Source organism: Microbacterium aurantiacum (assembly GCF_040532595.1).
Lineage (GTDB): Bacteria > Actinomycetota > Actinomycetes > Actinomycetales > Microbacteriaceae > Microbacterium > Microbacterium chocolatum_B.
On the sequence record NZ_JBEVYX010000002.1, the window covers coordinates 90,103 to 111,235 of the forward strand.

General features: G+C 69.4%; 20 protein-coding genes. 18 read left to right on the forward strand and 2 right to left on the reverse strand.

Annotated elements, in window-relative coordinates; genetic code table 11:
- The first annotated feature begins 76 nt into the window (after positions 1-76).
- The 3 genes from ABXJ56_RS12640 to ABXJ56_RS12650 are packed head-to-tail and all read left to right on the forward strand — an operon-like array spanning position 77 to position 2,696.
- Positions 77-856 (forward strand): CoA transferase subunit A, encoded by a 780-nt coding sequence (locus ABXJ56_RS12640; RefSeq protein ID WP_354000101.1) that lies wholly within the window; start codon positions 77-79, stop codon positions 854-856.
- A gap of 2 nt (positions 857-858) precedes the next feature.
- The gene (locus ABXJ56_RS12645) at positions 859-1,515 is read left to right on the forward strand and encodes a CoA transferase subunit B (RefSeq protein WP_354000102.1); all 657 of its coding nucleotides are present in this window, start codon (positions 859-861) and stop codon (positions 1,513-1,515) included.
- Entirely contained in the window at positions 1,512-2,696 is a 1,185-nt protein-coding gene (locus tag ABXJ56_RS12650; RefSeq protein ID WP_354000103.1) for an acetyl-CoA C-acetyltransferase, read from the forward strand. Before ABXJ56_RS12645 ends, ABXJ56_RS12650 begins: the two co-directional genes overlap by 4 nt.
- 14 nt (positions 2,697-2,710) lie before the next feature.
- Here ABXJ56_RS12650 and ABXJ56_RS12655 read toward each other — a convergent pair whose 3' ends face one another.
- Entirely contained in the window at positions 2,711-2,962 is a 252-nt protein-coding gene (locus ABXJ56_RS12655; RefSeq protein WP_354000104.1) for a hypothetical protein, read from the reverse strand.
- Positions 2,963-3,094: 132 nt separating this feature from the next.
- Between ABXJ56_RS12655 and ABXJ56_RS12660 the strand changes: the two genes are divergently transcribed.
- The 9 genes from ABXJ56_RS12660 to serA all read left to right on the forward strand — a co-directional run bounded on the left by ABXJ56_RS12660 (position 3,095) and on the right by serA (position 13,164).
- Positions 3,095-4,522: an alpha,alpha-trehalose-phosphate synthase (UDP-forming) gene (locus ABXJ56_RS12660; RefSeq protein WP_354000105.1), complete on the forward strand. Its 1,428-nt coding sequence runs from the start codon at positions 3,095-3,097 to the stop codon at positions 4,520-4,522.
- Positions 4,519-5,292, forward strand: a complete 774-nt coding sequence (gene otsB / locus ABXJ56_RS12665) for a trehalose-phosphatase (RefSeq protein WP_354000106.1) — start codon at positions 4,519-4,521, stop codon at positions 5,290-5,292. Before ABXJ56_RS12660 ends, otsB begins: the two co-directional genes overlap by 4 nt.
- Positions 5,293-5,301: 9 nt before the next feature.
- Positions 5,302-7,005, forward strand: coding sequence for a dihydroxy-acid dehydratase (gene ilvD / locus ABXJ56_RS12670; RefSeq protein ID WP_354000107.1), 1,704 nt, complete (start codon positions 5,302-5,304; stop codon positions 7,003-7,005).
- Positions 7,006-7,047: 42 nt separating this feature from the next.
- Positions 7,048-8,853 carry an acetolactate synthase large subunit gene (locus tag ABXJ56_RS12675; RefSeq protein WP_354000108.1) on the forward strand — a complete coding sequence of 602 codons (1,806 nt, stop codon included), beginning with the start codon at positions 7,048-7,050 and terminating at the stop codon, positions 8,851-8,853.
- 1 nt (position 8,854) lies between these two features.
- Positions 8,855-9,364: an acetolactate synthase small subunit gene (gene ilvN / locus ABXJ56_RS12680; RefSeq protein WP_354000109.1), complete on the forward strand. Its 510-nt coding sequence runs from the start codon at positions 8,855-8,857 to the stop codon at positions 9,362-9,364.
- An 82-nt stretch (positions 9,365-9,446) separates the two neighbouring features.
- The gene (gene ilvC / locus ABXJ56_RS12685) at positions 9,447-10,472 is read left to right on the forward strand and encodes a ketol-acid reductoisomerase (RefSeq protein WP_354000110.1); all 1,026 of its coding nucleotides are present in this window, start codon (positions 9,447-9,449) and stop codon (positions 10,470-10,472) included.
- A gap of 95 nt (positions 10,473-10,567) precedes the next feature.
- Entirely contained in the window at positions 10,568-11,074 is a 507-nt protein-coding gene (locus ABXJ56_RS12690) for a DNA polymerase III subunit gamma/tau (protein ID WP_354000111.1), read from the forward strand.
- Positions 11,071-11,433, forward strand: a complete 363-nt coding sequence (locus ABXJ56_RS12695; RefSeq protein WP_354000112.1) for a bacitracin resistance protein — start codon at positions 11,071-11,073, stop codon at positions 11,431-11,433. Before ABXJ56_RS12690 ends, ABXJ56_RS12695 begins: the two co-directional genes overlap by 4 nt.
- A gap of 126 nt (positions 11,434-11,559) precedes the next feature.
- Positions 11,560-13,164 (forward strand): phosphoglycerate dehydrogenase, encoded by a 1,605-nt coding sequence (gene serA / locus ABXJ56_RS12700; protein WP_354000113.1) that lies wholly within the window; start codon positions 11,560-11,562, stop codon positions 13,162-13,164.
- A gap of 18 nt (positions 13,165-13,182) precedes the next feature.
- Here the strand turns inward: serA and ABXJ56_RS12705 are convergent, their stop codons facing one another.
- Positions 13,183-13,728 (reverse strand): TetR/AcrR family transcriptional regulator, encoded by a 546-nt coding sequence (locus tag ABXJ56_RS12705; RefSeq protein WP_354000114.1) that lies wholly within the window; start codon positions 13,726-13,728, stop codon positions 13,183-13,185.
- A gap of 76 nt (positions 13,729-13,804) precedes the next feature.
- On the opposite strand from ABXJ56_RS12705, the gene ABXJ56_RS12710 reads away from it, so the two are divergent.
- The 6 genes from ABXJ56_RS12710 to gltX are packed head-to-tail and all read left to right on the forward strand — an operon-like array spanning position 13,805 to position 21,126.
- On the forward strand, positions 13,805-15,337 hold the full coding sequence (locus ABXJ56_RS12710; RefSeq protein WP_354000115.1) for an MFS transporter: 1,533 nt from the start codon (positions 13,805-13,807) through the stop codon (positions 15,335-15,337).
- Between the two features lie 9 nt (positions 15,338-15,346).
- Positions 15,347-16,399, forward strand: coding sequence for a 3-isopropylmalate dehydrogenase (locus ABXJ56_RS12715; RefSeq protein WP_354000116.1), 1,053 nt, complete (start codon positions 15,347-15,349; stop codon positions 16,397-16,399).
- A gap of 48 nt (positions 16,400-16,447) precedes the next feature.
- Positions 16,448-17,554: a branched-chain amino acid aminotransferase gene (locus tag ABXJ56_RS12720; protein WP_354000117.1), complete on the forward strand. Its 1,107-nt coding sequence runs from the start codon at positions 16,448-16,450 to the stop codon at positions 17,552-17,554.
- A 7-nt stretch (positions 17,555-17,561) separates the two neighbouring features.
- Positions 17,562-18,338, forward strand: a complete 777-nt coding sequence (locus tag ABXJ56_RS12725) for a fumarylacetoacetate hydrolase family protein (protein WP_354000118.1) — start codon at positions 17,562-17,564, stop codon at positions 18,336-18,338.
- Complete coding sequence (locus ABXJ56_RS12730; RefSeq protein ID WP_354000119.1) at positions 18,335-19,606, forward strand: MFS transporter; 1,272 nt, start codon at positions 18,335-18,337, stop codon at positions 19,604-19,606. Before ABXJ56_RS12725 ends, ABXJ56_RS12730 begins: the two co-directional genes overlap by 4 nt.
- Positions 19,607-19,617: 11 nt before the next feature.
- A complete protein-coding gene (gene gltX / locus ABXJ56_RS12735; protein ID WP_354000120.1) occupies positions 19,618-21,126 on the forward strand; it encodes a glutamate--tRNA ligase in 1,509 nt (502 codons plus the stop codon).
- Positions 21,127-21,133: the final 7 nt, after the last annotated feature.

Genomic DNA, 21,133 nt, shown 5'->3' on the forward strand with positions numbered 1-21,133 from the left:
GGTCCCGGTGGGGCCGAGGGACGATGGACGAGGTGACGCCGCCGGCGTCCCGCATCGGACCGAGGGAGCTCCTGGCGTGATCGACAAGACGTGGGATTCGGCGGCCTCCGCCGTGGCGGACATTCCCGATGGTGCCTCGTTGGCCGTCGGCGGCTTCGGGCTGTCGGGCAACCCGATGGCGTTGATCGAGGCGGTGCACGCGCGCGGGGTCCGCGAGCTCTCCATCGTCTCGAACAACTGCGGCGTCGACGACTGGGGTCTCGGCATCCTGCTGAAGGATCGTCGCATCCGGAAGATGACCTCCTCCTATGTGGGGGAGAACAGGGAGTTCGAGCGCCAGTTCCTCTCCGGTGAGCTCGAGCTCGAACTCACACCTCAGGGGACTCTCGCGGAGAAGCTCCGAGCGGGTGGATCCGGCGTCGCCGCGTTCTACACGCAGACGGGGGTGGGAACCCAGGTCGCCGAGGGCGGCCTCCCGCGCCGCTACGACGGGTCCGGAGGCGTCGCGGTGGCCTCGCCCGCCAAAGACGTCCGCCGCTTCGCCCCCGACGGCATCCCGCGGGAGTACGTGCTGGAAGAGGCGATCGTCACCGATTACGCGCTCGTCCACGCGCTGCGCGGCGATCGTCACGGCAACCTCGTGTTCAGCAAGGCGGCCAGGAACTTCAACCCGCTCGCCGCCATGGCCGGCCGCGTGTGCATCGTTCAGGTCGAGGAACTCGTGGAGCCGGGGGAGATCGATCCCGACACCGTCCACCTCCCCGGTGTCTACGTCCACCGGATCGTGGAGGTGGGGCGCTCGATCGAGAAGCGGATCGAGCGCCGGACGGTCGCCACCCGCGGAGAGGGGAGCTGAGCATGGCACTCACCCGACTGGAGATGGCCTCGCGCGCGGCGCGGGAGCTGAGCGACGGCTCGTACGTGAATCTCGGCATCGGCCTGCCGACCCTGGTACCCAACTACGTGCCCGACGGCGTGACCGTCGTCCTCCAATCCGAGAACGGCATCCTCGGGGTCGGTCCCTACCCGACCGAGGACGCGGTCGACCCCGACCTCATCAACGCCGGGAAAGAGACCGTCACCGTGCTCCCGGGTGCGGCGTTCTTCGACTCCGCGACGAGTTTCGGAATGATCCGCGGCGGCAAGATCGACGCGGCGATCCTCGGCGCGATGCAGGTCTCCGCGACCGGCGATCTCGCGAACTGGATGATCCCCGGGAAAATGGTCAAGGGTCCGGGCGGCGCGATGGATCTCGTCCACGGGGCCACCACGGTCATCGTCCTCATGGAGCATGTCGCGAAGGACGGCTCGCCGAAGATCGTCCGCGAATGCTCTCTCCCCCTCACGGGAAGACGGGTCGTCGATCGGATCATCACCGACCTCGCCGTGATGGACGTGACCGATACGGGCCTCGTACTCGTGGAACTCGCTCCCGGGGTGAGCGTCGACGAAGTCCGCGCAGCCACCGAACCCGATCTGACCGTGGCCCTGCAACAAGGAGAGAAGCACCCGTGAACACCGAAGACGTCGTGATCGTGGCCGCCGCCCGCACCCCCCAGGGGCGCCTCAAAGGAGCGTTGTCGTCGCTGTCCGCCACGGCGCTGGGCAGCATCGCCATCCGAGGTGCGCTCGAGAAGGCGCAGCTCGCGCCGGATGCCGTGGACGCGGTGCTGGTCGGGCAGGTCCTTCCCGCCGGAGCGGGCCAGAACCCTGCACGTCAGGCTGCCATCGGCGCGGGTATCGGGTGGGACGTACCTGCGGCATCCGTGAACAAGGTGTGCCTCTCCGGGCTCACCGCGATCATCGACGCCGCGCGCATGGTCCGACTCGGCGACGCGCGCGTCGTAGTGGCGGCGGGGATGGAATCCATGTCCCAGGCTCCTCACCTTCTCACCGGTTCACGGCAGGGCTGGTCGTACGGTTCCGTAGAGGTGCTCGACCACATGGCCTACGACGGCCTCACCGACGCCTTCGATCGCGAGAGCATGGGCGCGTCCACCGAACGCCACAATCCGCCGCTGGGGATCACCCGCGAACGGCAGGACGAGATCGCCGCGCGCTCCCACCAGCGAGCGGCGGCGGCGACGGCATCCGGCCTCTTCGACGCGGAGATGGTGCCGGTCGAGGTACCGCAGCGCCGAGGTGAACCCGTCGTCGTGCGCACCGATGAGGGCATCCGCGCCGACACGACGGTGGAGACGTTGGCGCGTCTGCGACCCGCCTTCTCCTCCGACGGCACCATCACCGCGGGGAACGCCTCGCAGATCTCCGACGGCGCGTCCGCCGTCGTCGTCACCACGCGCGCTCACGCGGATGCCGCGGGCTGGCCCGTCCTCGCCGTCGTCGGCGCATCCGGGCAGGTGGCAGGCCCCGACAATTCCCTGCACGCTCAGCCTGCGAACGCCATCGCGAAGGCGCTGCGTCGCCAGGGCATCGCCACCGACGCCCTGACCTTCGTCGAGATCAACGAGGCGTTCGGCGCCGTCGTGGCGAAGTCCCAGGACGACCTCGGCATCGCCGACGATCGCGTGAATCCGCAGGGTGGCGGAATCGCCCTCGGCCACCCGATCGGAGCATCGGGCAATCGCCTGGTCGTGCACGCCGTGCACGAGCTGGTGCGCAGGGGCGGCGGAACCGCCGCCGTCGCCCTGTGCGGCGGGGGAGGGCAGGGTGACGCGCTCCTCCTCATCCGCTGAGGGCGGTCGGAGGCTCAGCGGCGGCGCTTCTCGAAGAGCTTCTGCGCCTTGCCGCTGACAGGGGAGTCGTCCGGCACGACCTTGCCGCGCGAGGCGCGGCGGGTGTCGACGATCGTGCCGATCGCGAGCGCGAGGCTGATGCCCCAGCTCAGCCATGCCAGCGCGGTGCGCCACGTGAACGGCTCGTCGCTGCGCAACGAGCGGAGCAGGGTCATCCCGCCGGTGATCGCGGTGATGATGCCGGTGCCGAAGAGGTACTTGCGCATGCCGCAACGCTAGCGCGAGCCGACGCCGCGTCCGCGCCCTTGACAGCGACCGCGGCGGGCGTCAAGGGCCGAGTCGGTCAGCGGCCGGACGATAGCCTGAGGATCCCGCCCGATCGAGTGTCAGGAGCCCGTGTGACTCAGGCCGAGTTCGTCGTCGTCGCCAACCGTCTTCCCGTGGACCGGGTGGCGGATGCAGAGGGTGAGGACGGCTGGCGCCGCTCACCGGGGGGTCTTGTCACGGCGCTCGAACCCGTCATGCGCACCACGGACGGTGCGTGGGTGGGCTGGGCGGGCAAGCCGGACCTCGATCTCGACCCCTTCGACTTCGACGGCACCCTCCTCGTGCCCGTCCGCCTCTCCGCGCAGGAAGTCGAGCAGTACTACGAGGGGATGTCGAACGACACGTTCTGGCCCCTGTATCACGACGTCATCGCCGCCCCCCGCTATCGGCGTGTGTGGTGGGACGCCTACGTGCGCGTCAACCGTCGGTTCGCCGAGGCGGCCGCGGATGCTGCCGCCCAGGGTGCGACGGTCTGGGTTCAGGACTATCAGCTGCAGCTGGTTCCGAAGATGCTCCGGGAGCTGCGTCCCGACCTCGTGATCGGCTACTTCCACCACATCCCGTTCCCCGCGCACGGCCTCTACTCGCAGCTTCCGTGGCGACGACAGGTCCTCGAGGGACTCCTCGGCGCGGATGTCATCGGGTTCCAGCGCGTCGCGGATGCCGGGAACTTCGCCCGTGCGGTTCGGCGACAGCTGCGCTATCAGACCAAAGCGTCGGGGATCTCCGTGCCGCTCGCCGACGGCTCGTACCGCAACGCGCTGGCCAAGGCGTTCCCGATCTCCATCGATGCCGAGTCGTACGTCGCGCTCGCGCGAACCCCCGAGGTGCAGCAGCGTGCGCGGGAGATCCGCGAGGGGCTCGGAAACCCGAAGCGGATCCTCCTCGGAGTGGACCGGCTGGACTACACCAAAGGCATCCGGCACCGTATGAAGGCGTTCGGCGAGCTCCTCGAGGACGGGCGGCTGTCCGTGGAGGACGTCACCCTCGTGCAGGTGGCGAGCCCCAGCAGGGAGCGGGTCGAGTCCTACATGCAGCTGCGGGACGAGATCGAGCTCACCGTGGGACGCATCAACGGCGACTTCGACACGACGGACCACACCGCCATCCGCTACCTCCATCAGGCCTACCCGAAGGAGGAGATGGTGGCCCTCTTCCTCGCGGCGGATGTCATGCTCGTCACGGCTCTGCGAGACGGGATGAACCTCGTCGCCAAGGAGTACGTCGCCAGCCGCACCGACAACCGCGGCGTCCTCGTCCTCAGCGAGTTCGCCGGCGCCGCAGACGAACTGCCGAGCGCGCTGCTGATCAACCCCCACGACATCGACGGCATGAAGGACCAGATCATCCGCGCCGTCGAGATGCCACCCGCCGAGCAGGGGAGACGGATGCGGGCCCTGCGGAAGAAGGTCACCGAGAGCGACGTCGTCCAGTGGTCGCGTTCCTTCCTCGCCGCGCTGGAGACGGCCCGGCACCAGGTGCGGGCGGAGACGTCATGAACGACGCCGCGCTCGATCGCGTCGCCTCCGTCGACCGCCTGCTCGTCGCCCTCGACTTCGACGGCACCCTCTCGCCGCTCGTCGACGAGCCGATGACGGCGCGTATGACCGCGTCCGCGCGCTCGGCGGTGGAGCGGCTGGTCGAGGCGCCGGCGACGACCGTGGCCCTCGTCTCGGGTCGGAGCCTCAGCGACCTGCGGATCATCGCCGAGCACGATGACGACTCGCGCATCCTGCTGGCCGGTTCGCACGGCGCCGAGTTCTGGACGCCCGAACGGGGTGTCCTCACCCACCCCGAGGACCCGCACGCGGAGGCGCTCCGCGCGGACCTCCAGAGCCGCGCCGAAGAGGCGACCGCCGGCATGCGCGGCGTCTGGATCGAGCCGAAGGCCTTCGGCCTCGGCGTCCACACCCGCGCCGCGTCCGCGGAGATCGAGCAAGAGGCGCGCGCGCTCGTCGACACCCTCGTCGAGGGCGCCGCGCCCCACTGGCGACGACGCACGGGGCGCAACATCGTCGAGTACGCGTTCCGGGCGGAGGGCAAGGACAGCGCGGTCGCAGAGTTGCGCACCTGGACGAGCGCGGACGCCGTCGTCTTCGCCGGCGACGACGTCACCGACGAGGACGCCCTGCGCAGTCTCGGAGAAGCGGATCTCGGCATCCATGTCGGCGACCGGGAGTCGGCCGCGACGCTCCGCGTCCCGGATATTCCGGCGCTGGCGGAGATCCTTGTGCGGATCGCGACGGAGCGGGCGGCGCGCGCGCAATAGACTTCGAGAATGCCCTCTCAGGACCCCATCGACATCAAGCCCCGCAGTCGCGTCGTCACCGACGGCATCGAAGCCACCACCTCGCGCGGGATGCTCCGCGCCGTGGGCATGGGTGACGACGACTGGGACAAGCCGCAGATCGGGATCGCCTCCAGCTGGAACGAGATCACCCCCTGCAACCTGAGCCTGGACCGTCTGGCGCAGGGGGCGAAGGAGGGCGTGCACTCCGGTGGAGGCTACCCGCTCCAGTTCGGAACCATCTCGGTGTCGGACGGCATCTCGATGGGACACGAGGGGATGCACTTCTCGCTGGTCTCACGGGAGGTCATCGCCGACTCGGTCGAGGCGGTCATCATGGCCGAGCGGCTGGACGGCACCGTCCTGCTCGCCGGGTGCGACAAGTCGATCCCCGGCATGATGATGGCCAGTGCCCGCCTCGGGCTCGCCAGCGTCTTCCTCTACGCCGGCTCCACCATGCCGGGCTGGGTGAAGCTCTCCGACGGGACCGAGAAGGACGTCACGATCATCGACTCCTTCGAGGGCGTCGGGGCGTGCCTGGCCGGGAAGATGAGCGAAGCCGACCTCAAGCGCATCGAGTGCGCGATCGTCCCCGGCGAAGGTGCCTGCGGCGGCATGTACACCGCGAACACGATGGCCTCCGTGGGCGAGGCCCTGGGGCTCAGCCTCCCCGGATCCGCGGCTCCGCCGGCCGCCGACCGGCGCCGAGACTACTTCGCGCACCGCTCCGGCGAGGCGGTGGTGAACCTCCTCCGCCAGGGCATCACGACGAAGGACATCCTCACCAAGGAGGCGTTCGAGAACGCCATCGCCCTCGTCATGGCGCTGGGGGGATCCACCAACGCGGTGCTGCACCTGCTCGCCATCGCGCGCGAGGCGGAAGTCGATCTCGATCTCCACGACTTCAACCGGATCGGCGACCGGACCCCCCACATCGCGGACATGAAGCCCTTCGGCCAATTCGTGATGAACGACGTCGACCGACACGGCGGCATCCCCGTGGTGATGAAGGCGATGCTCGACGAAGGGCTTCTGCACGGCGACGCACTGACGGTGACCGGCAAGACCCTCGCGGAGAACCTCAGAGATCTGGCGCCCGAGCCGATCGACGGGAAGGTCATCCACCGTCTGGACGACCCGATCCACGCCACGGGCGGGATCACGGTCCTGCACGGATCGCTTGCGCCCGAAGGGGCGGTCGTGAAGACGGCCGGATTCGATGCCTCGGTGTTCGAGGGTCCGGCCCGCGTCTTCGAGCGCGAGCGCTCGGCGATGGACGCGCTCGAGGCCGGCGAGATCGACAAGGGCGACGTGATCGTCATCCGGTACGAAGGCCCGAAGGGCGGTCCCGGCATGCGCGAGATGCTCGCGATCACCGCGGCCATCAAGGGCGCCGGCCTCGGAAAAGATGTACTACTCTTGACGGACGGCAGATTCTCGGGCGGCACAACCGGCCTGTGTATCGGCCACATAGCACCCGAAGCGGTGGACGCTGGTCCCATCGCCTTCGTGCGCGATGGTGATCTGATACGGGTCGATATCGCCGCTCGCACTCTCGACTTACTCGTCGACGATGCAGAGCTCGACTCCCGCCGCGACGGCTGGGAGCCGCTCCCCCCGCGCTATACCCGTGGCGTCCTGGCCAAGTACTCGCGTCTCGTGCGCTCCGCTGCGGAGGGCGCAGTCACGGGCTGACGGCCCCACACACCACCCATCTCGTATCGAGGAATCATCACCATGCCCGCCGAAACCGCAACGGCCCTTCCCCGGCCACCCGCCCGCACCGCGTCCGCGCCCGTGCTCACCGGCGCCCAGGCGGTCGTCCGCTCGCTCGAACTGCTCGGCGTCACCGACGTGTTCGGCCTGCCGGGCGGCGCGATCCTGCCCGTCTACGACCCTCTGATGGATACGTCGGAGATCCGCCACATCCTGGTCCGACACGAGCAGGGGGCCGGCCACGCGGCCGAGGGCTACGCGGCCGCGTCCAACAAGATCGGCGTCGCCATCGCGACCTCGGGGCCGGGCGCGACAAACCTCGTGACGGCCATCGCCGACGCGTACATGGACTCCGTGCCCCTTGTGTGCATCACCGGTCAGGTCTTCTCCACCCTGATGGGGACGGACGCCTTCCAGGAGGCGGACATCGTCGGCATCACGATGCCGATCACGAAGCATTCCTTCCTGGTCAAGGACGCCGAGGACATCCCGGGCGCCATCGCCGCGGCATTCGAGGTGGCATCCACGGGTCGTCCGGGTCCCGTCCTGGTGGACATCACGAAGGACGCCCAGCAGGCGGAGGCTCCGTTCGTCTGGCCGCCCAAGATCGACCTCCCCGGGTACCGCCCGGTGACCAAGGCCCATGGCAAGCAGATCCAGGCGGCGGCACAGCTCATCGCCGAAGCGAAGAAGCCCGTCCTCTACGTCGGTGGGGGCATCGTCCGCGCCCGCGCGTCGGAGGAGCTGCTCTCCCTCGCCGAGTCGACCGGGGCCCCGGTCGTCACGACGCTCATGGCTCGCGGCGCGTTCCCGGACTCGCACGAGCAGCACCTCGGAATGCCGGGGATGCACGGAACGGTGCCTGCCGTGCTGGCCCTTCAGGAAGCCGATCTGCTCATCACTCTCGGTGCTCGTTTCGACGACCGCGTGACCGGGAAGGCCGCTCTCTTCGCGCCGAACGCGAAGGTGATCCACGTCGACATCGACCCGGCGGAGATCTCCAAGATCCGCACGGCGGACGTGCCGATCGTGGGAGACCTCAAAGACGTCCTCGTCGACCTCGACGCCGCCTTCCGCGGCACGATCGACGGCGCACAGCCGGACATCTCGGAGTGGTGGTCGTTCCTCGACGGCCTCCGGTCCGAGTTCCCGCTCGGGTACGCCCCCACCTCCGACGGTCTCCTGGCCCCGCAGTACGTCATCCAGCGGATCGGCGAGCTCACCGGCCCCGAGGGCGTGTACGCCGCCGGTGTCGGTCAGCACCAGATGTGGGCCGCGCAGTTCATCAAGTACGAGCGGCCGAATGCGTGGCTGAACTCCGGGGGAGCGGGGACCATGGGATACGCCGTGCCCGCCGCCATGGGCGCCAAGGTCGCCGAGCCCGAGCGTGCGGTGTGGGCGATCGACGGCGACGGATGCTTCCAGATGACCAATCAGGAGCTCGCGACCTGTGCGATCAACAACATCCCGATCAAGGTCGCGATCATCAACAACTCCTCGCTCGGCATGGTGCGCCAGTGGCAGACCCTGTTCTACGACGGTCGGTACTCGCACACGAATCTCAACACCGGGCACGGATCGATCCGGATCCCCGACTTCGTCAAGCTCGCCGAGGCCTACGGATGCCTCGCGATCCGCGTGGAGAAGGAGGAGGACGTGGATGCCGCCATCCGCACGGCTCTGGAGACCAACGACCGCCCCGTCGTGATCGACTTCGTGGTGAGCGCGGACGCGATGGTGTGGCCGATGGTGCCGCAGGGCGTGAGCAACAGCTACGTGCAGTATGCACGCGACCACTCGCCGGCCTTCGGCGAGCAGGAGGACTGAGATGCCCAGTCACGTTCTGAGCCTCCTCGTCGAGGACAAGCCGGGTCTGCTGACGCGTGTCGCGGGCCTCTTCGCCCGTCGCGGCTTCAACATCGAATCCCTCGCCGTCGGTGTGACCGAGGTGCCCGGCCTCTCGCGCATCACCGTCGTCGTCGACGTCGACCAGCTCCCGCTGGAGCAGGTGACGAAGCAGCTGAACAAGCTCGTCAACGTCATCAAGATCGTCGAGCTCGACCCCGTGGCATCCGTCCAGCGCGAGCACATGCTCGTCAAGGTGCGGGCCGACAACGCATCCCGATCCAACGTGCTCGAGGTCGTCAACCTCTTCCGCGCCCACATCGTCGACTACGCACCCGATGCCGTCGTCGTCGAGGTCACCGGCGACAAGGGGAAGATCGACGCGTTCCTGCGCGCAGTGGAGCCCTTCGGCATCAAGGAACTCGCCCAGTCGGGGCTGCTGGCCATCGGCCGCGGCGGCAAGAGCATCACCGAACGCGTCCTGCGCGGGTGACCCACGCCGCCTCGCCCCCGGGTCGTTGGGCGGGTGCGGCGCGATCGAACGACCACCTCTCGATACAAGGAGAACCACGAAGATGGCTGAAATCTTCTACGACGACGACGCCGACCTGGCGCTGATCCAGAGCAAGAAGGTCGCGATCGTCGGCTACGGCTCGCAGGGTCACGCCCACGCCCAGAACCTGCGCGATTCGGGTGTCGAGGTCGTCATCGCCCTCAAGGACGGCTCGAAGTCGGCCGCGAAGGCCGAGGAGGACGGTTTCCGCGTCCTGTCCGTGTCGGATGCGGCCGCGTGGGCCGACCTCATCATGATCCTGGCGCCCGACCAGCACCAGCGCGGGATCTACAGCAACGAGATCAAGCCGCACCTCTCGGCGGGCAAGACCCTCGCGTTCGCGCACGGGTTCAACATCCGCTTCGGCTACATCCAGGCGCCCGAGGGTGTCGACGTCATCCTCGTCGCGCCGAAGGCGCCCGGGCACACGGTCCGTCGCGAGTACGTCGCCGGTCGCGGGATCCCGGACATCATCGCGGTGGAGCAGGACGCCTCCGGCTCCGCCTGGGACCTCGCCAAGTCGTACGCCAAGGCCATCGGCGGCACCCGCGCCGGAGTCATCAAGACCACCTTCACCGAGGAGACCGAGACCGACCTCTTCGGTGAGCAGGCCGTCCTCTGCGGTGGCGTCTCGCAGCTCGTCCAGTACGGCTTCGAGACCCTGACCGAGGCCGGCTACCAGCCGCAGATCGCGTACTTCGAGGTTCTGCACGAGCTGAAGCTGATCGTCGACCTCATGTGGGAGGGCGGCATCGCCAAGCAGCGCTGGAGCGTCTCGGACACGGCCGAGTACGGCGACTACGTGTCGGGTCCGCGCGTGATCGACCCCCGCGTCAAGGAGAACATGCAGGCGGTGCTCGCCGACATCCAGTCCGGTGCCTTCGCCGAGCGGTTCATCGGCGACCAGGACAACGGCGCCGTGGAGTTCCAGGAGCTGCGCGCCAAGGCCGCGCAGCACCCGATCGAGGAAGTCGGCAAGGACCTTCGCGCGCTCTTCGCGTGGAAGCAGCAGGACTCCGACTACACCGAGGGCAGCGCCGCGCGCTGACCCGTACCCGTCCGGCGCACACGCCCGGCGACTCCGGCTCCCGCCCCCGCACCCAGGGGCGGGAGCCTTCTTCTTCCCCGCGTTAGGCTGAGCGGGTGAACGCGAGAGCCGACGACGACGCCCTGAGCTGGTCGGGGGACGACGACCCCACGCTGGACGTCGGATCCGAAGGCGCGCCGACGCTGCCGCCCGGATTCACGGCCGTCGGTCGGGGGAGCGAGGCACGGTCGGACACGCCGGCGACGGAGCACCCCGACACGTCCGCATCGACGCCGTCCGCCGTGGCCGAAGACCCGCCCGCTCCCGGCGCCGGGAACGCGGCGCTCATCACCGTCGGGGTCCTCGGGGGTGTCTACCTGCTGTACGCCATCGGCTGGCTCGTCGGCGGGCTCCGACTGCAGGGACGGGCGCAGTACCTCATCGCCGATGCGATGTTCCAGGGGAGCCTGTGGCTGGCCGTGCTCGCACCGGCGCTGTGGTTCGGCTCGGTGCTCCTCATGACCCGGTCCATCCGCAGCTGGGTGCGATTCGCGTGGCTGGCGGCGGGAGTCGTCCTCCTTCTGCCCTGGCCCTTCGTCATGATCGGGGCGGTGGGACAGTGAGCGCCGGTACCGACGCGCAGCCGCGCCGCACGGCACGCCCCGTCTGGGTCGTCGCAACGATCTCCGGCCTGTTCGGCCTGCTCTACGCCTATGCGGTCTGGAACGCGGTCGGAAACCTTGTGGAGACGGTTCGAGTGGCGGGAGACCTCGGCCTGTCCCTCAACGCGCTGGGGTGGTTCCTCTGGATCTTCGCCGCGGTCTTCCCCCTCCTCGTCTGGGGAGCGGCGTTCGCGCTCGGTCTCCGTCGTCGCGCACATCAGCTGGCGCTGCTCATGATCGTGGGCCTTGCCCTGGTGGCCGTCTTCTGGTTGAACGTGGTCGCCTACGCGACGCTGAACACCTCCGCGCTGATCGGCTGATCCGTCACACGTGCGGCGGGGGTGCGCGCCCGCGCTAGGCTTGCTGGCGGCCCGCCGCGCGCCCGCTGCAGGCGCGGCATCCTGCATCGCCCCGCGCCGTCGCGCTCTGCCCCGAAGGAATCACCTGTGACGAAGCCTGTCGTCCTCATCGCCGAAGAGCTCTCTCCCGCCACGATCGACGCGCTCGGACCCGACTTCGACGTGCGCCACGTGGACGGCACCGATCGTCCGGCACTGCTCTCCGCCCTCGCGGGCGCACAGGCGGTCCTGGTGCGTTCGGCGACGAAGATCGACGGTGAGGCCCTGGCCGCAGCCCCCGCGCTGAAGGTCGTCGCCCGCGCCGGCGTCGGACTCGACAACGTCGACATCAAGGCGGCGACGGCGGCGGGAGTCATGGTCGTCAACGCCCCGACCTCGAACGTCATCTCCGCCGCCGAGCTCACCGTCGGACACATCCTGAGCATCGCCCGCCACATCCCCGCAGCCCACGCGTCACTCGCAGCCGGCCAGTGGAAGCGCAGCTCCTTCACGGGGACGGAACTCTTCGAGAAGACCGTCGGCATCTTCGGACTCGGGCGTATCGGCGCTCTGGTCGCCGAACGGCTGCGGGCGTTCGGCGTGCGGGTGGTCGGCTTCGACCCCTACGTCACCCCGGCGCGCGCGCAGCAGCTGCAGATCGAGCTCCTCACCTTCGACGAGGTCCTGCGTCAGAGCGATGTCATCACGGTGCACATGCCGAAGACGCCCGAGACGACCGGCATGATCGGCGCCGAGCAGCTGGAGATGATGAAGCCGACCGCGGCGGTCGTCAATGTCGCCCGCGGCGGCCTGATCGACGAGCAGGCGCTGTTCGACGCCCTCACGGCGGGGACGATCGCGGCTGCGGGCCTGGACGTCTTCACCGCCGAGCCGCCCGCCGCAGACTCGGTGGCCGCCCGCCTGGTCGCCCTCCCGAACGTCGTCGCCACCCCGCATCTCGGCGCGAGCACCGACGAGGCACAGGAGAAGGCGGGCGTCTCGGTGGCACGATCGGTGAAGCTCGCCCTCGAAGGCGATCTCGTCCCCGACGCGGTCAACGTCGCCGGCGGCGTGATCGACCCCTTCGTCCGCCCGGGGATCGCCCTGGTCGAGAAGCTGGGACAGTTCTTCACGGCGCTGTCGCCCGCCGCGCTGACGAGTCTCGACATCGAGGTGCGCGGCGAGCTGGCGGCCTACGACGTCAGTGTCTACCGACTCGCCGCGCTGAAGGGCATCTTCACCAACGTCGTGAGCGACAACGTCTCGTACGTCAACGCGCCCCTCTTCGCCGAGCAGCGCGGGATCGAGACACGACTCATCGTCGAGTCGGAGAGCCCGCTGTATCGGAACATCACGACTCTTCGCGGCACGCTGTCGGACGGATCGGTGCTGACCGTGTCCGGAACGCTGGCCGGGACGCGCATGGTCCCGAAGGTCGTCGGCATCAACGACTACGAGATCGAGGTCGCCCTCGCGCACCATCATGTCGTGATGCGCTACGCCGACCGTCCCGGGATCGTCGCCATCTACGGCCAGAAGCTGGGAGCCGCCGGGATCAACATCGAGGCGCTTCAGGTCGCCCAGCCGGACGGTTCGGGCCGTGCACTGTCGGTCCTGACCGTCGGTGCTTCCGTACCCGAGGAGATCCTGGACGAGATGCGCGAAGCGACGGGGGCGGACCTCTTCCGTCAGATCGAGATCACCGAGGACTGAGCACAGCGCCGCAGCCCGTCAGCCGCGGGCGGCGCGTTCGACGAGGGCGATGAGCGCGTCCAGCTCCGGGCCTTCGGGGACCGGGCCCGGGATGGACCCGCCGGCGAGCGCGTTGTTGAAGTAGAGGCCGTCGCTGACGAGCATCACCAGGTTCAGGGCGGCCTCGTCGCGCGCGTGCGGCCGCAGTACGCGCGCCCACTCGTCGCGGATGGCGCGGAGGGCGTCGCCCGCGGCGTCCTTCCCGCCCTGGGCCAGCCGCGACGCGGCGAGGATCGCTCGATCGAGGGGATCGTTCTGCATGATCGAGGACCGGAGGAAGTAGGCGATCGCGCCGTCCCCTGCGGCCTCGATGGCGGCGACGTCCTCCGCGACGAGCACACGGAGGCGCTCCAGGAGGGCGCCCTCGAGCGCCTCCTTGGAGGCGAAGTGATACAGCAGGCCGCCCTTCGAGACGCCCGCGGCGCGCGCGGTGGCGTCCATCGTCGCGGCGCGGTCGCCGTCGTCGACCAGGATCGCCTCGAACGCGTCGAGAACCCGTTCCTTCGCAAGCGGGGGGCGGCTCATGCTGTCGATCGTATCGACGGGACGGTCGGCATCCTGATACTATACCGGCTGGACGGTATAGAAACTGGAGCACGCAATGACCACCGAAACCATCACCGCCGCGATCCGGGCCGAGAAGACCCAGCGGGTCGGATGGCGCGGCTGGGCTGCTCTCGTCGTCCTCATGCTGCCGGTGCTCCTGGTCTCGGTCGACAACACCGTGCTGAGCTTCGCACTCCCCGCCATCGCGGTCGATCTCGCCCCGACCAGCGCCCAGCAGCTGTGGATCATCGACGCGTACCCACTGGTGCTCGCGGGCCTTCTCGTGACCATGGGGACTTTGGGGGACCGCTTCGGTCGTCGGCGGATGCTGATGATCGGTGCGACCGGCTTCGCCGCCGTCTCCGCCCTGGCGGCGTTCGCCCCGACGGCGGGCCTCTTGATCGTGGCGCGCGCCGCGATGGGCGTGTTCGGAGCGATGCTCATGCCTTCGACGCTGTCGCTCCTGCGGAGCATCTTCACCGATCGTGATCAGCGACGCTTCGCGATCGCGATCTGGGCCTCCATGTTCTCGGCCGGAGCGGCGCTGGGCCCGATCGTCGGCGGGATCCTGCTGGAGCACTTCGGCTGGGGCTCGGTGTTCCTCATGGCGGTGCCGGTGCTGATTCCGCTCCTCGTCCTCGCGCCGATCCTGGTGCCGGAGAGCCGGGACCCGAACCCCGGCCGCATCGACCCCCTCAGCATCGGACTGTCGCTGGCGACGATGATCCCGATCGTCTACGGGATCAAGGAGCTCGCCGTCTACGGCCTCGCCAGCGCCGCGCCCTTCCTCTTCGTCGTCGGGCTGGGCTTCGGCGTCCTGTTCGTCCGGCGGCAGCTGCGCCGTGCGGAGCCGATGCTCGATGTCCGGCTGTTCCGCAATGCGACCTTCAGCGGTGCGCTCCTGGTCAACCTCCTGAGCGTGGTCGGGCTCGTCGGATTCCTGTTCTTCGTCGCCCAGTACCTGCAGCTGATCCTCGGGCTCAGCCCGATGAACGCGGGCTTCGCGCTGGTGCCGGGTCTCGCCGCGATGATCGCAGCCGGTCTCCTGGTGGTCCCGATCGCGCGCCGGGTGGCACCGCGGATCGTGGTCCCCGTGGCGCTGCTGTTCTCGGTCGGCGGGTACATCGCCGTCTCCGGGATGGGTGCGGGCGGAAGCCTCCTGCTGCTGGTGGTCGCGTTCGTCTCGCTGGGCATCGGGATCGGGGCCGCCGAGACGGTCTCCAACGAGCTCGTCCTCGCCAGCGCCCCTCCCGCGAAGGCCGGGGCGGCGAGCGCGGTCTCGGAGACGGCCTACGAACTCGGCGCCGTTCTCGGTACAGCCGTCCTCGGCGGCATCCTGACGGCCCTGTACCGCGCGAACCTCGTGGTCCCGGACGGGATATCGGGGGACTCGGCGCTGGCCGCGCGCGAAACGCTGGCCGGCGCGTCGCAGGTGGCCGCGAACGTCGATCCGACCCTCGCTCGAGCCCTCACGGATGCCGCGGGAACGGCCTTCAGCGCGGGCGTCACCGTCACCGCCCTCATCGGCGCCGGACTCGTCGTGATCGCCGGCGTCATCGCAGCGGCGACGCTGGGGCGTCGCCAGTAACCTGGGGGAATGCCCCGCACCGTGAAGCTCGCCGTCATCCCCGGAGACGGCATCGGACCCGAAGTCATCGCCGAAGCCGTGAAGGCGCTGGAGGCGGTCGTCGAGACCGGCGTCGTGCGCTTCGAGCGCACGACCTTCCTCCTCGGCGCCGACCGCTTCCTCGCGACCGGCGACACGTTGACGGATGCCGACCTGGCGGCGATCGCCTCGCACGACGCGATCCTCCTCGGAGCGGTGGGCGGGGTTCCGGGCGATCCCCGTCTGAAGGATGCGAACATCGAGCGGGGCCTGCTGCTGAAGCTGCGCTTCGAGCTCGACCACTACGTCAATCTGCGGCCGTCACGGCTCTATCCCGGGGTTTCGGGCCCCCTGTCCCATCCGGGGGAGATCGACTTCGTCGTCGTCCGAGAGGGAACCGAGGGCCCCTACGTCGGGAACGGCGGCACGATCCGCCGTGGCACGCCGCACGAGGTCGCCAACGAGACATCCGTCAACACGGCCTTCGGTGTCGAGCGGGTGGTGCGCTTCGCCTTCGCCCAGGCTCAGCGTCGCCGGAAGCGCCTGACGCTCGTGCACAAGACCAACGTGCTCGTGCACGCGGGCGGGATCTGGAAGCGGATCGTCGACACCGTCGGCGCGGAGTTCCCCGACGTCGCCGTAGACTACCTCCACGTCGACGCGGCCACGATCTTCCTGGTCACCCACCCCGCTCGCTTCGACGTGATCGTCACCGACAACCTCTTCGGTGACATCCTCACGGATCTGGCCGGAGCCGTCACCGGTGGCATCGGCCTCGCCGCCTCGGGCAACATCAACCCCGACGGCACGTTCCCGTCGATGTTCGAGCCCGTCCACGGCTCGGCTCCGGACATCGCCGGTCAGGGCATCGCCGACCCCACGGCCGCCATCCTCTCCACCGCGCTCCTCCTGGAGCACCTCGGTCTCACCGCGGAAGCGTCGCGCGTGACTCGGGCGGTCGAAGCGGACATCGCGGCCCGGAGCGGAGAAGCCCGGACCACTTCCGAGATCGGCGACGCGATCGCCGGGCGCCTCCGGGCGTAATCTGAGCACCAGTCGACGCCGCCGACGACCCGACATCCAGGACGTGAAATGACCCTCATCGACACCGACACCGACACCGGACTGCCCCCGCTGACCTTCACCGTCTCGCGGAACCTCAATGCCGCCCCCGCGGCGACGAGGGAGGAGGTGCTCGCCAATCCCGGCTTCGGCACACGCTTTACCGACCACATGATCGACATCTGCTGGTCGGTCACCGGCGGCTGGCACCGCCCCCGCGTGCAGCCGTACGGCCCCCTCTCGCTCGACCCGGCGGCGGCGGTCCTGCATTACGGCCAGGAAATCTTCGAGGGCATCAAGGCCTACCGCCACGCCGACGGCTCGATCCACACCTTCCGACCCGACCAGAACGGACGGCGCCTGCAGCGCTCCGCCCGGCGCCTCGCGCTCCCCGAGCTGCCGGTGTCCTACTTCATCCAGTCGCTGCGCGAGCTGATCGCCGTCGACGGCGACTGGGTGCCCGCCGGTCCCGACCAGAGCCTGTACCTCCGGCCGTTCATGTTCGCCAAGGAGGCGTTCCTCGGCGTGCGTCCGGCGCACAAGGTCGGCTACTACGTCATCGCTTCGCCCGCGGGCGCGTACTTCAAGGGCGGCGTGCAGCCCGTGTCGATCTGGCTCAGCGAGGACTACGCCCGCGCCGGCAAGGGGGGGACGGGTGCGGCCAAGACCGGCGGCAACTACGCCGCGAGTCTGCTCCCGCAGTCCGAGGCGTACGAGAACGAGTGCGACCAGGTGGTCTTCCTCGACGCGGACGGCAACGTCGAGGAGCTCGGCGGTATGAACGTCGTCTTCGTCCGCAAGGACGGCACGCTGGTGACTCCCCAGTCCCCGTCGATCCTCGAGGGCATCACACGTGATTCGATCCTCCAGCTCGCGCGCGACCGCGGACATCACGTCGAGGGCCGCTCGGTCTCCCTCTCCGAATGGCGCGAGGGCGTGGCATCCGGCGACATCGTCGAGGTGTTCGCGTGCGGTACGGCCGCCGTCGTCACACCGATCGGAACGTTGAAGGGGCGCGACTTCCTCGACGAGCAGCCGAGCGGTTCGCTCGCGCTGTCGCTGCGCGAGGAGCTGACCGACATCCAGTACGGGCGCCGCGAGGACGTCCACGGCTGGCTGACCCGCCTGGACGCCTGAGGCCGCCGTGAAGATCGTCCGTTTCAGCCACAACGACGCCATCCGCTACGGCATCCTCGACGACGGTGAGCTCGTCGTCCTCGCGGGGGATCCCCTCTTCGCCGGCTTCGACACGACGGGCGAGCGGGTTCCGCTCGGCGACGTCGCCCTCCTCGCACCGGTGATCCCGCGCTCGAAGGTCGTCTGCGTCGGACGCAACTACCGTGATCACGCGAACGAGCTCGGCAACGACGTACCGGCCGAACCGCTGTTGTTCTTCAAGCCGAACACCTCGGTGATCGGTCCGGGGGATGCCATCGTTCTGCCGCCGCAGTCCGAGCGCGTCGACTTCGAAGGCGAACTGGCCGCCGTCATCGGGCGGATCGCGAAGAACGTGTCCGCGGCCGACGCCCTCGACTACGTCTTCGGCTACACCGCCGCCAACGACGTCACCGCGCGGGACCTGCAACGCAGCGACGGGCAGTGGGCGCGAGCGAAGGGGTTCGACACGTTCTGCCCGCTCGGACCCGCCATCGAGACGGACTTCGATCCCACCGGCTCGGCGCGCGTGCGCACGCGCGTCAACGGCGAGGAACGTCAGAACGGGCCGGTCAGCGACATGATCTTCTCGCTCGCCGATGTCATCGCCTACGCGTCCGCGGCGTTCACCCTCCTGCCCGGCGATGTCATCCTCACCGGCACGCCCGCCGGCGTCGGCCCGATCGTCGCCGGCGACACCGTGGAGGTGGATGTGGAAGGACTGGGCACCCTCCGCAACACCGTGCGCGCGTCGTCCGCGATGTGACGCAGTCCTTCCCCCTGCCCTCCGCGGGCGAGCGCGCCGGTGTTCAGCGCCGCACCGTGACCGTCCTCAGCGTCGGTCAGGTGCTGGGGGGCGTGGCGTTCGGCGCCACGCTCTCCCTCGGCGCGGTCCTCGCCGCGGAGGTGTCCGGGGATGATGCCCTGTCGGGCCTGGCCACCGCTGCGGTGACGCTCGGGACGGCTGCCGTCGCGATGCCGCTCGCGGCCCTGGCACGTCGTGCCGGGCGTCGCGCGTCGCTGACGGTGGGCACCATGGGGGCGCTTGTCGGTGTCGTCGGCGTCATCCTCGCCGCTTCCGTCGGCTCGTTCGTGCTCCTTCTCGCGGCGTTCTTCCTCGTCGGTGCGGGGCAGGCTGCGAACCTGCAGTCCCGATTCGCCGCGACCGATCTGGCCACGGACGCCACCCGCGGACGTGATCTCTCGCTCGTGGTGTGGGCGACGACCGTGGGGGCGGTGTTGGGACCGAACCTCGCCGGGCCGGGGGAAGCGCTCGGCGCCGCACTCGGCATGCCGCCGCTCACCGGCGCCTACGTGTTCACCATCGCCGCGCAGGCGCTCGCCATCGTCCTCTATCTCGCGGCGCTCCGTCCCGACCCGCTCGTGCTCGCGGTGCGGCTGCGAACGGCCGCCGCGGGGCTCTCTCAGGGCGCCGTGGCCGGTGCGGACCGGCCGCGACTCGCGCGGTACGCCGTCTTCGCGGTCGCCGCCTCGCACGTCGTGATGGTCTCGGTGATGGCGATGACCCCCGTGCATCTCCTGCATCACGGTGCGGACCTGGTCGTCGTCGGCCTCACCCTGAGCCTTCACATCGCGGGCATGTACGCCCTGGCGCCCCTGTTCGGGATCCTGGCCGATCGGTGGGGGCGGATGCCGACGATCCTCCTCGGTCAGGGCGTCCTCGCCTCATCCCTGGTCCTCGCCTCCTTCGGAGCGGAATCCACCGCGGCCGTGACCCTGGCGCTCATCCTGCTCGGTCTGGGCTGGAGTGCTGCGACCGTCGCGGGCGCCGCGCTGCTCACCGAGGCCTCCGCGGAGGATCGGCGTACCCGTCGGCAGGGGTTCAGCGACTTCGCCATGAGCTTCGTCGGAGCCCTCGGCGCGATCGGGTCGGGAGTCGTCCTGGCGGCGATCGGCTATAGCGGCCTCGCACTCGTGGTCGGTGCGGCCGTGGTCGCCACGGTCGTGCTCGCACCGGTCGCCGTCGCCGACGGCGCGGCACGGGGGAGAGGGGCCGGGGGAGCGGGCACCTAGAATTGCAGGCGATGTCTGCCTCAGTCGATCCTCGAACCACCACCGCCACCGGCGCCGATGTGCGCGTGCGATTCTGTCCTTCGCCCACCGGTCTGCCTCACGTCGGTCTCATCCGCACCGTCCTGTTCAACTGGGCGTACGCCCGCCACCACGGCGGAAAGCTCGTCTTCCGCATCGAGGACACCGACGCGGCCCGCGACAGCGAGGAGAGCTACCAGCAGCTGCTCGACGCCCTGCGGTGGCTGCACATCGACTGGGACGAGGGGGTCGAGGTCGGTGGGCCCCACGCGCCGTATCGACAGTCGCAGCGCCACGAGGTCTACCGGGATGTGCTCCAGAAGCTCGTCGACGCGGGCGCGGTCTACGAGAGCTACTCCACCGCGGAGGAGATCGATGCGCGCAACGAGGCGAACGGGCGCGCGAAGCAGCTCGGGTACGACAACTTCGACCGGGATCTCACTGAGGAGCAGCGGGCTGCCTACCGCGCCGAAGGACGGCAGCCGGCCTGGCGTCTGCGCGTGCCGGACGAGGACCTCACCTACGTCGACCTCATCCGCGGTGAGGTGACCTTCCCCGCGGGTTCCTTCCCGGACTTCGTCCTCGTCCGCGCGGGCGGCATTCCGCTCTACCCGTTCGTCAATCCCGTCGACGACGCGCTGATGGGGATCACCCATGTCATCCGCGGCGAGGATCTGATGCCGTCGACCGCGCGGCAGCTCGCGCTCTACCGCGCGCTCGTGGACGCCGGTGTCACGACCTTCGTCCCGCGGTTCGCCCACATGCCCCTCGTGCTCGGAGACACCGGGAACAAGAAGCTCTCCAAGCGCGATCCGAAGGCCGACCTCTTCCTCCAGCGCGAGAAGGGGTTCATCCCCGAGGGCCTGTTGAACTACCTGGCCCTCCTCGGGTGGTCGATCGCTCCCGACCGAGATGTGTTCTCCTTGGATGAGCTGGTGGCGGCGTTCGACATCCGCGACGTCAACCCGAACCCTGCCCGATTCGATCAGAAGAAGGCGGAGGCCATCAACGGCGATCACATACGGATGCTGCCTCCCGAGGCCTTCGCGGACCGCATCGTCCCCTACCTCCAGGATGCGGGGGTCATCAGCACTCCTCCCACAGCGGAGCAGTCGCGCCTGGTCGCGGAGGCGGCGCCGCTCATCCAGGAGAGGCTTCCCCTCCTGGGCGACGCCCCGGGTCTCCTCGGCTTCCTCTTCGCCGACACCGTGTCGTACGAGGACGACGCGATCGCCTCGCTCCCGGCGAACGCTGACGAGGTCGTCGTCGCCTCCGTCGGTGCCCTCGAGGTGCTTCCTGCATCGGAGTTCACCGCGGCCGCGATCCAGGATGCGCTCGCGTCCGCGTTGATCGAGGGCATGGGGCTGAAGCCGCGCGTCGCCTACGGCCCGCTGCGCGTCGCCGTCAGCGGCCGGCGGATCTCCCCGCCCCTGTTCGAATCGCTCGAACTCCTCGGCAAGGACGCGAGCCTTCGTCGCCTGGCCGCCTTCGTCGACCGGTGACCCGCCC

Excerpts from the sequence above, each read along its gene's own strand:
- ABXJ56_RS12645 (WP_354000102.1), top strand. The coding sequence starts at position 859 with ATGGCACTCACCCGACTGGAGATGGCCTCGCGCGCGGCGCGGGAGCTG.
- ABXJ56_RS12655 (WP_354000104.1), bottom strand. The coding sequence starts at position 2,962 with ATGCGCAAGTACCTCTTCGGCACCGGCATCATCACCGCGATCACCGGC.
- otsB (WP_354000106.1), top strand. The coding sequence starts at position 4,519 with ATGAACGACGCCGCGCTCGATCGCGTCGCCTCCGTCGACCGCCTGCTC.
- ilvD (WP_354000107.1), top strand. The coding sequence starts at position 5,302 with ATGCCCTCTCAGGACCCCATCGACATCAAGCCCCGCAGTCGCGTCGTC.
- ABXJ56_RS12675 (WP_354000108.1), top strand. The coding sequence starts at position 7,048 with ATGCCCGCCGAAACCGCAACGGCCCTTCCCCGGCCACCCGCCCGCACC.
- ilvN (WP_354000109.1), top strand. The coding sequence starts at position 8,855 with ATGCCCAGTCACGTTCTGAGCCTCCTCGTCGAGGACAAGCCGGGTCTG.
- ilvC (WP_354000110.1), top strand. The coding sequence starts at position 9,447 with ATGGCTGAAATCTTCTACGACGACGACGCCGACCTGGCGCTGATCCAG.
- ABXJ56_RS12705 (WP_354000114.1), bottom strand. The coding sequence starts at position 13,728 with ATGAGCCGCCCCCCGCTTGCGAAGGAACGGGTTCTCGACGCGTTCGAG.
- ABXJ56_RS12710 (WP_354000115.1), top strand. The coding sequence starts at position 13,805 with ATGACCACCGAAACCATCACCGCCGCGATCCGGGCCGAGAAGACCCAG.
- ABXJ56_RS12715 (WP_354000116.1), top strand. The coding sequence starts at position 15,347 with ATGCCCCGCACCGTGAAGCTCGCCGTCATCCCCGGAGACGGCATCGGA.
- ABXJ56_RS12720 (WP_354000117.1), top strand. The coding sequence starts at position 16,448 with ATGACCCTCATCGACACCGACACCGACACCGGACTGCCCCCGCTGACC.
- gltX (WP_354000120.1), top strand. The coding sequence starts at position 19,618 with ATGTCTGCCTCAGTCGATCCTCGAACCACCACCGCCACCGGCGCCGAT.